13 protein-coding genes are annotated in these 14,443 nt (G+C 70.1%); 10 read left to right on the forward strand and 3 right to left on the reverse strand.

Annotated features, from left to right (window positions below):
• Positions 1 to 502: 502 nt before the first annotated feature.
• From AC061S_RS43220 to AC061S_RS43230, 3 genes are all read right to left on the reverse strand, one after another.
• Entirely contained in the window at positions 503 to 1,051 is a 549-nt protein-coding gene (locus AC061S_RS43220; RefSeq protein ID WP_478691363.1) for a hypothetical protein, read from the reverse strand.
• Positions 1,052 to 1,164: 113 nt separating this feature from the next.
• Positions 1,165 to 2,007, reverse strand: coding sequence for a zinc-ribbon domain-containing protein (locus AC061S_RS43225; RefSeq protein ID WP_478691364.1), 843 nt, complete (start codon positions 2,005 to 2,007; stop codon positions 1,165 to 1,167).
• Between the two features lie 285 nt (positions 2,008 to 2,292).
• The gene (locus tag AC061S_RS43230; protein ID WP_478691365.1) at positions 2,293 to 3,027 is read right to left on the reverse strand and encodes a GntR family transcriptional regulator; all 735 of its coding nucleotides are present in this window, start codon (positions 3,025 to 3,027) and stop codon (positions 2,293 to 2,295) included.
• Between the two features lie 104 nt (positions 3,028 to 3,131).
• Here AC061S_RS43230 and traA point away from each other — a divergent pair, with 104 nt between their 5' ends.
• The 10 genes from traA (at position 3,132) to AC061S_RS43280 (ending at position 14,048) form a co-directional block, all read left to right on the forward strand.
• The gene (gene traA / locus AC061S_RS43235; RefSeq protein ID WP_478691366.1) at positions 3,132 to 3,746 is read left to right on the forward strand and encodes a plasmid transfer protein TraA; all 615 of its coding nucleotides are present in this window, start codon (positions 3,132 to 3,134) and stop codon (positions 3,744 to 3,746) included.
• A gap of 14 nt (positions 3,747 to 3,760) precedes the next feature.
• Entirely contained in the window at positions 3,761 to 5,791 is a 2,031-nt protein-coding gene (locus tag AC061S_RS43240; protein ID WP_478691367.1) for a plasmid transfer protein TraB, read from the forward strand.
• Between the two features lie 194 nt (positions 5,792 to 5,985).
• Complete coding sequence (locus AC061S_RS43245; protein ID WP_478691368.1) at positions 5,986 to 6,507, forward strand: hypothetical protein; 522 nt, start codon at positions 5,986 to 5,988, stop codon at positions 6,505 to 6,507.
• A gap of 2 nt (positions 6,508 to 6,509) precedes the next feature.
• Positions 6,510 to 7,697 carry a hypothetical protein gene (locus AC061S_RS43250; RefSeq protein ID WP_478691369.1) on the forward strand — a complete coding sequence of 396 codons (1,188 nt, stop codon included), beginning with the start codon at positions 6,510 to 6,512 and terminating at the stop codon, positions 7,695 to 7,697.
• A 103-nt stretch (positions 7,698 to 7,800) separates the two neighbouring features.
• Entirely contained in the window at positions 7,801 to 7,995 is a 195-nt protein-coding gene (locus tag AC061S_RS43255) for a hypothetical protein (RefSeq protein ID WP_478691370.1), read from the forward strand.
• Positions 7,996 to 8,152: 157 nt separating this feature from the next.
• The gene (gene ssb / locus AC061S_RS43260; protein WP_478691371.1) at positions 8,153 to 8,653 is read left to right on the forward strand and encodes a single-stranded DNA-binding protein; all 501 of its coding nucleotides are present in this window, start codon (positions 8,153 to 8,155) and stop codon (positions 8,651 to 8,653) included.
• Positions 8,654 to 8,986: 333 nt separating this feature from the next.
• Positions 8,987 to 9,289, forward strand: a complete 303-nt coding sequence (locus tag AC061S_RS43265; RefSeq protein ID WP_478691372.1) for a hypothetical protein — start codon at positions 8,987 to 8,989, stop codon at positions 9,287 to 9,289.
• Positions 9,289 to 12,582 carry a hypothetical protein gene (locus tag AC061S_RS43270; protein ID WP_478691373.1) on the forward strand — a complete coding sequence of 1,098 codons (3,294 nt, stop codon included), beginning with the start codon at positions 9,289 to 9,291 and terminating at the stop codon, positions 12,580 to 12,582. Before AC061S_RS43265 ends, AC061S_RS43270 begins: the two co-directional genes overlap by 1 nt.
• The gene (locus AC061S_RS43275; RefSeq protein ID WP_478691374.1) at positions 12,582 to 13,208 is read left to right on the forward strand and encodes a hypothetical protein; all 627 of its coding nucleotides are present in this window, start codon (positions 12,582 to 12,584) and stop codon (positions 13,206 to 13,208) included. The genes AC061S_RS43270 and AC061S_RS43275 overlap by 1 nt, the downstream gene beginning before the upstream one ends.
• 240 nt (positions 13,209 to 13,448) lie before the next feature.
• A complete protein-coding gene (locus AC061S_RS43280) occupies positions 13,449 to 14,048 on the forward strand; it encodes a hypothetical protein (protein WP_478691375.1) in 600 nt (199 codons plus the stop codon).
• Positions 14,049 to 14,443: the final 395 nt, after the last annotated feature.

Here is a 14,443-nt window from a genome sequence, read left to right on the forward strand (position 1 = left end):
GAGCTACCCGAGGCGGCCCGGTGGGGACGAGCGGGTCCTCCTGGCCGTGGACGAGCGGGACGAGCTACCCGAGGCGGCCCGGTGGGGACGAGCGGGTCCTCCTGGCCGTGGACGAGCGGGACGAGCTGGTCCCGACTTCCCCGCAGGGAATGACCCGCATCTATCCAGGCCAGGGTGGTATCCCCTCGGGTAACCGGGAGTTGCCCGAGGGGAACGGGCCTCGGACCATCCGCGGGGGGAAGCGACCGAGGCGGACGAGCAGCAGCTCGGGAAGGCCGGCCGATCCCGCGGACGAGTGGGTCCTCCCGGGCCGGGACGAGCAGCAGCTCTCCGAGGCGGCCCGTACGTCAACCGGAAGACGTACAGCCGCGGCCGGTGACGTACCCGGCGACCGCGGCCGGGATGAGCAGGGCCTCGGGATTGCGGGCGCTGCCGGGGACACAGAACGGTCCCCCCGCTGGTGCTTGCGGGGGGACCGGATAGTCAGGGGGTTGGAGCCGGCCTACTCGTCCGCGTGTTCCGCGCGCTTGGCCGCGACGTAGTCGTTCAGCAGGTCTGCGGCGGCGTACATGGCCTCGGACTGCTTGACCACCTCGTTCGGGTCGAACTCGGGGGAGTCGATCCCTACGGCGATCTCGGCCGCGGCAGCGAACGCGTGCCGGGCCGCGAGCAGGGCCGCCGCGGCGACGGACATCTGTTGTGAGGCCTTCGGCAGGTTCATGATTCCCTGGTTGGCGAACGCGGAGAGGTCCCCGAGCTGCCTTGACAGGGTGGCCATCATCGCGGGCATGTCCCGTTCGTACGCGCCGAACCATCCCTTCTGGACGTCCGTTTGCAGCGGGCCGCCGCTCAGCCCTTCCTCGATCTGGGTCACGATCCCCTTGAGCATCCCGAGGTACTGCGCGGCGTACCCGGCATCCCCGAGGGGGTGTTGCGCGCCCGGGGGCTTGGTCACTGCGGTACCGATGGCAAGGGACTCGATCGCGCGCTTGATCCTGCGAGCCTCGGGGATCGGGACGGCGTGCGTGCGGGCGCCGCGTTCGTTGCTCATGTGCTGTGCTCCTGGTTTCCGCTGGTCGCTGGCGCGGTGTGCGCGTTGTTGTGTGCGCAGGTGCGTTTTTCGGTTTTACCGTGCTGGTTTGGCGCGGTGGGCGGAAATGCGCGCTATTTCAGTCGGTAGATGGTGGCCGTGATGTACGGCGCGCGGTCCGCGATTGCGGCCAGGGGGCGGGCGTGCGCGGCGCAGGTGTACGCGTCTGCCTCGGTTACGTCGCGCCGGAAGCGCACGGCGAACGCTGCGGTACCCGGGCACCTCTGGCGGTCGCGCGGCTGGTTGGTGTCGAGCGCTTCGCAGAGTCCGGACGGCTGGTTGTACCAGACGAGCAGGGGCGCCCCGAGGGACCGGGCGATCTGACACACGTCGTCCCGGCGCCGTTGCTCGCGCTCGGGAAGCGTCTGGGGGTCCACCGCCTGTACGGCGGCCCCGGCTGGGGCGGTCGGGAGGACTGCCGGCGGATTCGGGGCGACCGGACGAGCGGGGCGGGGAGCAGCTGCTCGACGCGCGGGCGCGGGAACGGCCGGGGCCCGGCTCCCGAGGGCGGCCAGGATGCCCGCGAGTCCGCCGCGGGCACCTCCGGGAGGGAAGGCTCGGGTGAGTTCGTCCCGGCCCCCGTTCCGCATCCAGTCGGACAGGGAGGACCGGGGCGGCTCGTCCGGCTCCCACTCGTCCCCGGGTTCGTCGTCCGGCTCCCATGCGGGCGCAGGGCGGTCCCGGGCGGCCCGGCGCGGGGGCGGCGGCGGGAGGTATCCCTCGGGGGCCGGCCCGGTGTTGGCGTGCGTGCGGTACGGAACGCGCTGCCCGGTGCTGCACCCGGGGCACCGGATCGTCATCCGGTCCTTGGCCCGTGACTGCCACTGGTGGCCGCAGCGGGAGCATTCGCACCACACGGCGGGCCGGGTGGCCGCCTGCGCGGCCCGTGCGGCGGCTCCCGAGAGATCGGCGGTCACGGGTCCTTCCCACTCCTGGTCTATGCGGACGTGCCGGGAGGTCCGGCATCCGGGGCAGCGTGAATTCCCCCCGCGCACTGTGGTCCGGTACGGGTTGGCGCAGTTGCGGCACACCACCTGAATCGGGACTGTTCGCACGGTCATCCCTCCTTTTGCTGGTTCCTGGCGCGGTCTCACATTTGATGGTCACACGGTCGTTTGGCGAAAAGAACGGGAAATGCCAACGGCCCTCGGGTCCGGTATGGACCGAGGGCCGTTCGGGGGCCGACGCGGGTGGCTGTCGGGTCACCCCAAGGGGATGTCGTAGTTGAGTGCACCGTTCTCTCCGGACACCTTCACGGCCACCTCCACGACCCGGCCGTCCTCAAGGGACACGGTCCGGACTTCCTGCGCGATGGGGACGACTCCGGCGAGGCTCAGGGCCTCCTTCTCCGGCTCGGTGGCGAGGCGGGGGGTAACGGTGACCCGGAGCCGCTTTTGGGGGGAGCCGAGACGTTCGGAGGCGAGCTCTCGGGAGCCGCCGGTGGAGGTCATCTGCGCGAGTTCAGGCGTCACCTCGACCACGGCCGTCGTGTAGTACGACGACGACATGTGGGTCGGCACGCCATCGCGGCTGACGAGCCGTCGCCGGACGTGGACGGTCGTCCCTGGCTCGACCTCCAGGCGGGCGGCCACGATCCCCTCCGCCCGGACCATGCCGACCTCCAGAATCTGGGAGGTCTCCCCGACCCCCAGGGCCCGGCCGGTGGCGGCATGGGATGCGACACGGGAGACGACGCTGGGGCTTCCCGGGTCCGTCACGACCGTGGGCCGCCCGGCAGAGCGGAAGATCCGACCCTCCCTTTCCAGAACGTCATACGCCCTGATGGCGGTGGTCCGGTTGACCTGAAATTCCGCTACCACATCCCCGTACGTCGGCATGCGGTCCCCAGGTGTCAGGGTCCCCTCCCGCATGCGATTCCTGTAGTGACCTGCAATTTCTTCGTATCCACTCACAATGACCTCTCCTTCTCCCCTCATGTCCGCTCACGGTAGGGACAGTAACCCACTTCGGTCAACCGGTTGACGTCTGGTCGTCCTCCGGCCTACCGTCAGTCTCGCATCCACCAATGTGAGGGGACGTCATGAACGCTGCCAGCAACGGGAATCGGGCCACTCCCCCGCCCCGGCCGACCACACCGCCGCGGACCGGTCCGGCCAGTACTCCCCCGACGGCCAACCCGACGGCCAAGGGCGGCGCCACGAAGAACGGCGGGGGGTTCAACCCGTCCTTCGGGTTCAACCCGTCCTTCGGCGTGAACGTCAACGCGGGGAACCGCACGACAACGACCGGCGGCGGCGGGACCCCCGGCGGTGCCAACGGCCGGAGCAACGGCGGGATGCCGGGCCTGCCTGACCCGGACTTCTCGACCCCGGCTGGTATCCGGGAGTACTGCAACCACCTGCGGACGGTCAGCTTCATGCTGGCGGCGGAAGTCGCGGTAGGGGCGGAGATCTTGAAGGGGACCCTGGGGCAGGTGCCGGCGCCGGACGGTTCCGGGGTGCTGAACGGGACCCGGGCCCGTGCCTGGAAGGTGTCCCGGAAGCTCGAAAAATCGGCGGAGGCTCTGACGGAAGCGGCCAAGATGGCCGCCGCCACGTACGCGGCTTTTCAGCGGGAGTTCGAGGAAGAGCTGAACCGTGTCCGTCACCACGCCCGGCGCCCGCAGGCGCGCCGTATGGACTTCACGCAGCAGTAGGGGAGGCGGACACCATGAGCAAAGACGTAGAGAAGGTCCAGGAAGACCGGCTGAACGGTGAATCGTCGGCTGCCGGGGTCAAGGCGTACCTGTGGCAGCGGGTCAAGCCGTACACCCCGCCGTGGATCGTCGTGGGCGGTGTCGGCGCGGCCGGTGCGATCGGCTCCCTTCCGTGGGAGGGGAACGCGTTCGCCGGCGTCGGCCTGACGCTGGCCTCGGTCGGCCTGACGGCCGGCGCCTGGTTCGCGGGCAAGTCGACCGGTGCGCAGCGTCGCCTGCACTCCGCGGTCACGGTTGCGGCGGCCGGCTCCTGGTTCACCTGTGCGGCGCTGGCGGGTCCGCTGTCCGGTCCGCTCCCGCACCTGTGGGCGATGGGCGGCGGCGCGCTGGCCCTCTCGTGGAACCTCCGCCAGATCATGCGGCACAACCCCGATGCGGTTTCCTCCGAGCAGGGCGGACTCCTGGAAGCCATCGGCCTCGGAAAGCTCAGGATCGGGGCGCCCAAGGTCACGGAGACCGGTCAGGTGCTGGCCGCGTACAGCCTGCCCAAGGGCGGCACCACGGAGGAAGTCACGAAGGCCCTGCCCGCGCTGGAGTCGGCCCTAGACCTGCGGCCGGGCGCGATCCGCATCGAGAAGGACCCGGAGTCGCACCGGCGCGGCACGCTGGTCATGGTGCCGGTTGACCCGCTGGCCGGAACGGTCTGGTACCCGGGCCCGTCCGCCCCCGGCGGCTCCATCACGGAGCCCTTGGTCGTCGGCACGTACGACGACACGATCCCGCTGGAGATGGTGCTCCCCAAGGGAGTTCACTACCTGATCTGCGGTGAGACCGGCTCCGGCAAAACCGAGGCCGCGATGGACATCCTGTCCGAGGTGCTGACCCGCCGGGACGTGGCGGTGTGGCTGTCCGACCCGGTCAAGCGCGGCATGGACCTGGGCGCGCTGTTCCCCGCCTGCGACTGGGTGGCGCTGGAAGGCGACGACGTGGAGTCCATGGCCACGGCCGTCATGCAGGCCACCCCGGCCCGCGCCGAGTGGCTGCGGGCGCACAGCTACCGCAAGTGGATCCCCGAAGCGGCTCAGCAGCAGACCAACCCGGAGCACTCCTGCAACAAGGGCCGGGCCGCCTGCGGATGCCCGGGGCTCCCGTTCCTCCTGGCCTGGTTCGAAGAAGCCGCGGAAGCGTTCGCCCGGCTGGACGAGGAGCTGTTCAAGCAAGCGGCCAACCAGATCCGCGCGACCGGCGCTTGCCTGGTGTTCTCGTTGCAGCGTCCGAGCCACGACCAGATGTCCACCACGGTCCGCGCGGCCCTGCCCTCGGCCCTCGTGTTCGGCCTGGACGAGCGCGATGAGGGGATGGCCCTTCCCTCCGACGTGCTCGACGCGGGCGCGCACCCGGGCCAGTGGGGCGCCGGATACCCGGGCTATTGCTACCTCGCGGAGGCCGGTACGCCCGTGTCCCGGCAGACCGCTCCGGCCCGCACGTTCCGCAACGACCCCGTGGTCCTGGAATGGGTGACGGTCACCTTCGCGCCGGTCCGTACGCCGGACGCGGGTCCGGTCATGGCCGCCGTGGCCGAGGCTGTGGCGGGCGCCCGGTACACGAACCGGGGGTCGCTGGTCTCCCCGGCCGCCGGCGGCGGGGAGGATGCCGGTCAGGACAACGAGACCGAGGAGACCGAGATGACCGGCATTCACATGGACCCGGAGGACGCGGACATCGACCCGTCGAAGGAGCTGCCCGAGTCGCAGGCCGGAGACGAGACCCCGCTCGTCCCTGCCGACACCCGGCCCGAGCTGACCGGAGAGGAAGCGCGGGAAGCTCTGGAAGTCCTCTTGGACGAGTGGCTCGTCCAAGGCCGGCGGACCCTCACCCCGGCCGATCTCGTGGCCTACTCCGAGGCGATCGGACGCAAGGCCACGTGGATCAAAAACACGGTCCGGGAGATGCGCGCCGAGGGCCGCCTCACGGAGGACCTGAACGCGAAGAAGCCCGGCACGTACAAGATCCAGCCCCGGGAACGGGGCCTCGCGAGCGTGTGACCCGTCAGTGACCGGTCAGGGTGCCTGACCCCCGGACTCCCCCAGGTGGGGAGGGGGTCAGATGCCCTGATGGGGTCAGTGACCCGTCAGACACCCGTCAGAGGGTGTCAGTGCAGGTCAGAGCCCATCAGCCCCCAACGAAAAGCGGCCGGACCGGATGAGACCCGGACCGGCCAGGACCCACGGAGGTACCCGTGAATCACTACGACCAGTATCAGCCCGGAGGGACCCACTCCGACACGGAGCGCCTCCTCGCCTCCCTGATTCCGGACACCCCGGCCGGTGCCATGCCGGTCCCTGCCCCGGCGGCGCCGGAGCCGTTCCCCTCCGTGGATGCCCTCCTGGACCTGGCCCGCCGTCAGGGCGCCTTGGAGGGGCGGATGGACACCGCCGCCCGTACCGGCCTGCCCCCCGGCCCGTTCCTTTTGCCCGCGCCGGTCCCGGCCGGGCCGCTGGTTCCCCGGTGGGCCCTCGGCACGGCGGTGGCCTCGGTCGGTATCGGGGGTGGCGCGTTCCTCGTGAGCCTGGCCGTTCCCGCGATCACGGCCGGGATGGCCGCCCTGGCCGCCGGCGCCGCCGCGGTGCTCCCGTTCCTCGTCGTCGGTGGGGTGGCCATTGCCTGCATGGCCGGGCGCCGGAAAACGGGCACTGGCCCCCTGTCGATCACGCAGACCGTGACGCAGACGATCACAAATTCCGTCCGGATCGGTGAGTGAACATGAACCGCACCAAGGCCGCCACGCTCGGTCTGCTCGTCCCCGCGGCCCTGGCCCTCGGTATGTCCGCGGACACGTCTTACCGGTTCCTGGGGACCGCTCTGGACATCACCAACGACATGGAGCGCGCCCTTCTGTGCGGGGTGGCCGAGGCGGCCATCGTGGCGCTCACGGTCTACGCATGGGCGACCCGGACGAAGGGGCCGGCCTACCTGGCGTACGCCGCGGTTCTCGTTCAGGCGGTACCCGCATTTCAGGTGTCCGGCGGGATTGGCGGCCCCGTCCGTGTCGTCCTCGGGCCCGTGCTCCTGGCCGTGCTGCTCCACCTGTTGCTGGGGCTCGAACTCCGGATGGCCGGGGACCGGTCGGACGGTCTGTTGGGGGCTGCTCTGCGGGAGGCCCGGGAGCGGCTGACTTCGTTCCTGGGCATTGGCCGGCGCGGGGCCGACTCCGCGGCCATCGCCCGCAGCCGTGCCGCGGACCGTGCGGTCGACCTGGCGGACCGTGTGGCCGGAGCGACCGTGGGCACCCGCAAGCACTCCCGCCGCGCGGCCAAGTTGGCCGCCGCCATTGATGCCGCGCGTCACGGTCTGGACGGGGCCGAGGCGGACCGAGCCGAGGCATCCATCGTGGCGCGGGTAGTACGCCGGAAGTCCGTCACCGGTCTCGCCACAATCGAACAGCGGCACAACTGGAGCACGGGCCGGAACGTCCCCGCCGAGGTTCCGGCCGAGGTTCCGGCCGTGCGGAACCAGGAAGTTCCGGCCGAGGTTCCGTCAGGTCCCGCCGAGGTTCCGGCCCTTGCGGAACTCTCCCGCCCCGAGGTTCCGCTCTACCAGGTTCCGGCCATGGCCCCCGTGGTTCCGCTGGTTCCGGCGGAACCGGAGCAGGTTCCGGCCCCGGCGGTACTTCCGCAGGTTCTCACCGCCGAGGCAGGAACGTCCGCCGAGGTTCCTCCGCAGGTCAATCCTGGTTCCGCCTTGGTTCCGGCGGAACCGCAGACCCCCGCGGCTCCCTCCCGGGGAGCGGCCACCCGTGCGGCCCGGGAACTGATTACGGCCGGTACCACGGACCCCGCGCGAATCCGGGAGACCCTGGCCGCATCCGGGATTGTTCCGCCCTCGGACCGGTACCTCCGGCGCCTTGTGTCCGAGGCTCACACGGAGCGCGGTACCGGCGCCTACATGTAGTTCCGCACCCGGAACCTCATGGTTCCGGCCGGAACAACCGAGGTTCCGCCCGTTCGAACACCGCGACAAGACACCGCGACACTCGACCATCCGAGGGGGCACCATGCCCGAGCAGATGACCCGTGACCGAGCGTCAGAGATCGTGCGCGACTGCTACACCACCGGCCAGCCACAGAGCACGGCCGTCGACCTGACCGGCTACTCCCGATCGTGGGTGGCGGCGGAGTACCGACGACTCAAGGCCCGGGGGATCTCCCGCGTGTGCGGCCAGATGGAACTGTTCGACCTGTCCGGCTGATCGCGTTCGGGCCCGGCCCCACCCGGGCCCGTTCGTGGCCGTCCGGCCAACTGTTCGCCCCCTTGAATTCAACCGATCTCCCGGCATAGTCGGGAGGGAGCTGCCGGAAACGGCGGCTCCCTCCATGGGCCGGGCCCACAGGAACGGAAGACGAGACATGAGCACCGCAACGACCCCCATCACGATCGTGGGCAACCTGACCGATGACCCGGAACTCCGCTTCACCCCGAGCGGGGCCGCGTGCGCGAAGTTCTCCGTGGCCGTCAACCGTCGCCAGTTCGACCGGCAGGCGAACGAGTGGAAGGAGTCGGGGACCGACTTCCACCGGGTGACCGTGTGGCGGTCCCTGGCGGAGAACGTGGCCGGCACTCTCACCAAGGGAATGCGCGTGATGGTCGTGGGCGACCTGAAGCAGCGTTCTTGGACGGACGAGAAGACGAACGAGAAGCGTTCGGCGTGGGAGGTCGAGGGGTCCGCGGTCGGCCCTGACCTGACGTTCGCCACGGCCACCGTGACCAAGGTCGCGAAGACGAACGGGTCCGGGTCCGTCCCGGGTGACGACGCATGGGCCAGTGCCTCGCGCACCCGCCCGGCGGTCCCGGCTCAAGTCGGCGCCGGCGGCGGCGGCCAGAGCCCCGATCAAGAGCCCCCGTTCTGATACGTGGCGGTATACGGAGCGTCCGCCGTACCGTGACCCCGCCGGGGCGTGGACCCGTCCCGATGAACGCGGCATGGCCTTGCGGCCCGGTACCTCCCCAGGGAGGAAAGCCGGGCCGCCTTCCGTACCCGGAGCCGTCCTTCGGGCCCGGCCGGGAAGACGAGCGGGTCCTCGGGGCCCGCTGTACGTCAACTGGGAAACGTACGGGGCGACGTACGAGCGGACGTGGTCAGCACAACGCCCCCGGATTTTCCCTCGTTTCGGTAGTGGCGCCGGGGGCCTGACGGACCCTAAAATCTCCGATACACAGTATCGACAAGGAGGAGTTGGGACGTGACCGCTACCGCGACCACCGCCACGGCGCCGGCCCCTGCGGCTCCCCAGGTTCCCGCCGACTGGCGCGTGACCCCCGAGGGCACCACAGACCACCGTGTGATCCCGGTCGGAAGCACCGGCCGGGTGACTGTCGTGTCTGACGACACCACCGCCTATCTGATCTGCCGGACCGTGCGCGGTCGCGGCGGGTGGGGCGTGCACTGCGCGGCGGGTGAACTGATCACCTCGGGGTGGCCGACCCTGACCCGGGCCCGCGCGTACGCCGACCGCCTCCTGTCCAAGAAGGCGGGGGCCGCGTGATGGCGACCGCGACGGAAGAGACCGCGGCGGCCGGGAAGAACGTCACCCCCCGCAAGCTGACCGAGGCCGGGAAGGCCAGGGCCCGGCTCGTCCCGGTGCCCGGTGTCGACGGCGTGAGCGTCGACCTGGAAGCGGAGTACATGCTCCGACGCCAGGGGGACACCGAGGTCCTGTTCCTGGACTGGGCCCCCCTTCTGCTGACGTGGTGGACCGACCCGGAAGGCGTCCCCATCTATCAGGTCCGGGTGAAGGGTCAGGAGGAGTACGTCACCCCCGAGACCCTGCGCGACGGGACCGCGTGGGACCAGTTCGACCACGCGGCCGGGCACGACGTGCGCAAGGTCCGGGAGGCCCTGGCCGGAGTGGTCAAACTCCAGCGGCGGGACATCCCGAAGGCTCCAGGCCTGGACTGCCTCGGGTGGCACGACATCAACGGGTCATGGGTGTACGTGTCGGCTGACCGCGCGTTCGGCCCGGCCGGGGAAGTCGCGGTCAACGTCAACACCTACAGCTCGGACGAGGCGACACTCCCCGAGGCTCCGACAGGGGACCGCCTGCGGGAGGTGGTGGCCCTGTCCCTGTCGGTCCTGGACGTGGCGCCCCTGCGGGTGTCGGCCCCGGCCATGTGCTCCGCATGGTTGGCCCCGCTGATCTCCCTGTTCGGCAACGACCTGCCGCGGTTCGTGTCGTGGATGTGGTCGGACGGTCGCGCGCAGGTGTTCGGCGTGCTCAAGTCGTCGTTGGCCGCGATCCTCCAAGCGCACAGCGGTACCGGGTACCGAGGGGAGGGTGACCTCCTGCCGGCCGCGGACACGAGTCTGCCCTCCCTGGCGAGCATCCTCGGGGAACGGCGGGACGGCCTGGTCGTCGTGGACGACTACAAGCCGGGCGAGACCTCGGCCGTGGACAACAAGACGCAGGGCACCGCGGAGCAGGGCATCCGCGCGGCGACCAACCGTCAGAAGAGGTCGAAGAACCGGATGCGCGGGCCCGGCCGGGCCAAGGTGTCCGCGTGCATGGCCCTGCTGATGTACACCGCGGAGTGCCTCCCCCTCTTCAACTCCGGCTCCACCCATGACCGCACCTTCCCGTTTCAGGTCCACAAGGGCGACGTACGGACCGACCGCCTTACGGTCCTCCAGGACCGGGTGGACGACTTCCCCGAGGCCGGAGCCGGATACGCTGCATGGCTGGCCGTCCACCACGCCGAGGTGACTACCTTCCTCACGGGCCGCTTCCGGGAGCTGCGGGCAGAGCTGCGGACGGGAGAAGAGGTGACCGGCCGCGCGTGCGCGCACATCGCGCACATGCTCTGTGCGGCCGAGGTGTTCACCCGGTTCGCGGTCGAGACCGGGGCGCTGACCGATGACGAGCGGAACGCGATGTACGGGGAGATCAGGGCCGCCCTGATCGAAGCGGCCACCACGACCGCCACCGAGCGGACCGAGGACCAGCCGCACGAGGTGTGGCTCCGGAACCTGCGGGGCCTGTTCGCCTCGGGGAAGCTGTACGCGATCACCCCCGGCTGCACCGCCTCGGAGCCTCCCGCGCAGTACGCGGACTCCCTCGGATGGGCGGTTGAGCGCCGCGACACCCTGGCCGGGTACGCGCTCCCCGATGGCCTGGCCGTTGTCGAGTCCGAGGTGAATCCGGCGATCACCCGGCGGGACAAAGCCCTGACGATCGGCGGTGTGCAGCTCCGGCGCCTGCTGGCTTCCCGCAGCATCATCCGGCCCCAGGAACACCCGGACGGGAAGCACGACCACTTGCGTCGGGTGCGGGTCGGCAGCTCTCGTCTGTGGCTGATGGTCATCCCGTGGGAGGTATTCCTCGGCACAGATGGAGACACCCCTCCCGAGGACGGCCAGGAAGGCCAGGGCGGCCCCGAGGCACCCGAGGGCCCGGCCCTGCGTGTGTGCAACGGGTACGCGTTCGGCCAGCCCTGCGGGATGCCGCTGGACCCGAAGGAGCAGAACCAGAACGGCCGGCACGCCAACTGCGTCCCGGCCCCGGCCCGTCCGGCGGCCCCGGCGATGCTCCCGGCTCCGATGGACCTGGAGCCGAAGAAGCCGACCGTCGTCCCGGCCCCGCGGCCCGAGAGCGTGCCGGCCGAACCGGTACGTGAAGTGAATGACGTACCGGCGCCCGCTGATGACGTTCCGCCTTCCCGGCCTGCCAGGAGGCGGGCCCCGGTGGCCGCGATGACCGGGCCCCACGCGGAGTACCTGGAGGCGGCCCGGTCCCGGAAGTCCATCAGGACCCCGGAGCAGGTGGCCGCGCTCGCGGAGCGTCTGGCCTACCTGGACCAGGCCGAGGCGGAGTTGTCCGCCCTGCCCGAGGACACCGAGGACATGACGGAGGAGATCGCTGCCCGCGCGGCCCGGCTCCGTCTGCTGTTCGCTCTGGAGGGGGACAAGGAGGGACACGGCCCGTTCGCCCCGTACCGGTCCCGCCGGGGCCCGTGGTGGCAACCGGAGATGCCGGGAATGATCGGCGCGGTTCGCGGAATCCACAGCTGGTCATGGGAACGGGAGGACTTCACCGGGGAGGCGGTGGCCCTGGACCGTAACGGGTCCTGGCCCACGGCAGTCTCCTCCGTGCTCGTAGCCCACGCTGACCTGAAGAACACGGGGGCCCTGGAGGACGTGCGGGGCATCCCGAAGCCGGGGTTCTACAAGGTCACCGTCTACCCCTGGACCGAAGAGGGCACCCCGTCCCCGATGGGCACCCACAAGGTCGGGTCGGAGGTATGGATCACGGCCCCCCACATGCACCTGCTGACCGAACTGGCCGAGGCCGGGCGGTGGCCCGACTCCTCCGCGCTGGACTCCTACACCGGGGAAGGCGTCCGGCTGACCGCGTGGGCCCACCTGGTGGGCGAGTGCCGGCGGTACGCGCTGGAGGTCCACGGCCGCGACTCGTTCGCGTACGAGGTGGCCAAGGAGTCGTTCGGCATGGCGGTCAACACGATGTTCGGCTCGTGGGAGGGCGACGGCGCCCTGATGAAGCGCGTGTGGAAGTGCAAGGCCCGGCGGACCGACTGGTCCCAGCACATCAAGGACCAGGCCGCGGTGACCATGTGGCGGGCCCTGGACGCGGTACGCAAGGCGGTCCCGGACAACGGGCCGTTGACGATCCGCAGCATGGACGAGCTCGTGATCCCGGCCGCGATCCTGGAAACCGTCACCACTCCGGCCAAGGGACAAGAGCGTCCGCTGATCCGACTGGACGACCTCGGCACCACGTTCGGCACCTGGAAGGTCAAGACGACCGAGGCTTGGGGGGATGAGTGATGGCGCGCAAGAGCAAGCGGGACACAGGGAAGGGCACCGCCTACTCCGAGGCCGAGGCCGGACAGTTGGCCGGTGCCATCCGGGGCGCGTACGACGCGTGGGAGCAGGAGGCCGAGCCGTCCACCCTGGACGTGCGGGCAAAAGTCGAGTGGGCCGGGCACGTCATGCCGGCCAATGACGGGAAGCGGCGGACCCGGCTGGACCTCCCCCCCACGAAGATGAAGGCGGTCCGGAAGGCCGCGCAAAAGGTGGGGAAGGCCGCGGCGAAAAAGGCCGGTGCGAAGCCTGTCGCGCACGGGAACAAGAAGACCTGGAAAGCCCAGCTGAACCAGCTCCTGGATTCGAAGCACGGAAGCGCGGCATCTGACCGCGCGGGATTCAGCCCGAGTCGGGAGAGGGTGCTCGCATGGCTCGCCATGGATGAGCACGTATCCGCTCCGACTACGGCGAATCAGGCGAAAATTGCCGAGGCGTACCGGGAATTGCAGAACCACAACGTGACCGAGGCCAAGGAAAGCCACTCCCGGGCCGCAAAGGAAGCATCCGACGCAATGTCGGACGCGCTGAAAGAGCAGTACGGGGTGGATATCCGGCTCCGCGACATCGACGACTTCCGTTTCGAGTAACCGGCCCTCGGGAGGCCCCGCAATTCGGCGGGACCTCCCTTCCCTTTCTCTCTGCCGAAAGGCACCGTCATGACAACTGCCCACGTGTGCCAGGCATTCGCCGGACACTCCGGACCGGACCCGGATTTCCCCCTGGCTTATCAGCGTGACCCATGGTGCTGGACTCCCGATATGGGCTTTCACCGAAAGTCCGCCCCCACTCTGCGACTGCACCCCGTGGCGAAAGCGGGAGGCTCCCGCATGGTCGGAAAGAATTCCCTTCACCAATGGCAGGCGGTCCGCCTCGGTCTCGGGATCGGCACGTCGAATGGCGGGTACGTCCGGGACGTACTTCCCGAGAATGTGCAGCGGCTGACCGAGGCGACGAACGGGAAGGGGTGGGACACCTATCCGGAGGCGGCAGAGGCTCACGCACGCCTCGGGGCCGACATGCTCCGCATGGTCAGGGCCGGAGCCGCTCAGGCGCTCGAAGAGGACCCGGCCGCCGCGCGGGAGTGGATCGGGGGAGCCCTGCGGCCCTTCCTGGACTCCCCGGCCCTCGGTCCGTGGGGCGAGCGGCTGGCCCGGTTGCTGGCCGCCGGCATGTCCGAGGCCGAACTCCGCAGCTACGGCGAAGAGGAAGACCGCGCGTACCGGTCACGGGCCATGTGGGACGGCCGGAACCCCGAGGCATGGCTCACGTACTGCGGGGCCGCCGCGGTCCGCATCATCGGAACGCAGGACTCTTTCGGCGCGGTCCGCACCGTGTGCCGCCTGCTCGTCATCACCGACCCGACTCCGCCCCAGGTCGTCCAGTGGTGGCGTGAGGTCCTCGGGGACGCCGTACGGATCGCAGCCTAACCAACTGAGCTGTCCTTCCCCGTGGCCCCTGCTCTGCCCTCGGAGCAGGGGCCGACCCATGTCCAGGGACCCGCCCGGCCCGCTCGTCCCGGCTGGGGGCGGACCGCGGATAACCTCCCGAATTTCCGCCCGATAATCTTTCCAAGACGAATCCAATTCGGCTACGATATTCGGGAGGATTTGTTTTCGAGATTGGCCGAATCGGCTGACCCTTTCCGAATCCGAATTGTTGAGCAATTCGCGCTCGGCGCGGCCGAATTCCCCGCCCGCTCGTAATTCGAATAACCGGCGAATTCCCGTAGCGCGGAGCGCGGAGGAATTGCAATTCGCGCAGCGAATTCCCCACTGGTCCGGCGGAGCCGTGACCCTTACACCGCCCCCTGGCGGTGTAAGGG

The sequence above is a fragment of the Streptomyces sp. CA189 genome (genome assembly GCF_056428985.1).

What these genes read in the sequence shown, in the direction of transcription:
- AC061S_RS43220 (WP_478691363.1), bottom strand. Translation starts at nt 1,051, where the DNA reads ATGAGCAACGAACGCGGCGCCCGCACGCACGCCGTCCCGATCCCCGAG.
- AC061S_RS43230 (WP_478691365.1), bottom strand. Translation starts at nt 3,027, where the DNA reads ATGAGGGGAGAAGGAGAGGTCATTGTGAGTGGATACGAAGAAATTGCA.
- traA (WP_478691366.1), top strand. Translation starts at nt 3,132, where the DNA reads ATGAACGCTGCCAGCAACGGGAATCGGGCCACTCCCCCGCCCCGGCCG.
- AC061S_RS43240 (WP_478691367.1), top strand. Translation starts at nt 3,761, where the DNA reads ATGAGCAAAGACGTAGAGAAGGTCCAGGAAGACCGGCTGAACGGTGAA.
- AC061S_RS43250 (WP_478691369.1), top strand. Translation starts at nt 6,510, where the DNA reads ATGAACCGCACCAAGGCCGCCACGCTCGGTCTGCTCGTCCCCGCGGCC.
- AC061S_RS43255 (WP_478691370.1), top strand. Translation starts at nt 7,801, where the DNA reads ATGCCCGAGCAGATGACCCGTGACCGAGCGTCAGAGATCGTGCGCGAC.
- ssb (WP_478691371.1), top strand. Translation starts at nt 8,153, where the DNA reads ATGAGCACCGCAACGACCCCCATCACGATCGTGGGCAACCTGACCGAT.
- AC061S_RS43270 (WP_478691373.1), top strand. Translation starts at nt 9,289, where the DNA reads ATGGCGACCGCGACGGAAGAGACCGCGGCGGCCGGGAAGAACGTCACC.
- AC061S_RS43275 (WP_478691374.1), top strand. Translation starts at nt 12,582, where the DNA reads ATGGCGCGCAAGAGCAAGCGGGACACAGGGAAGGGCACCGCCTACTCC.
- AC061S_RS43280 (WP_478691375.1), top strand. Translation starts at nt 13,449, where the DNA reads ATGGTCGGAAAGAATTCCCTTCACCAATGGCAGGCGGTCCGCCTCGGT.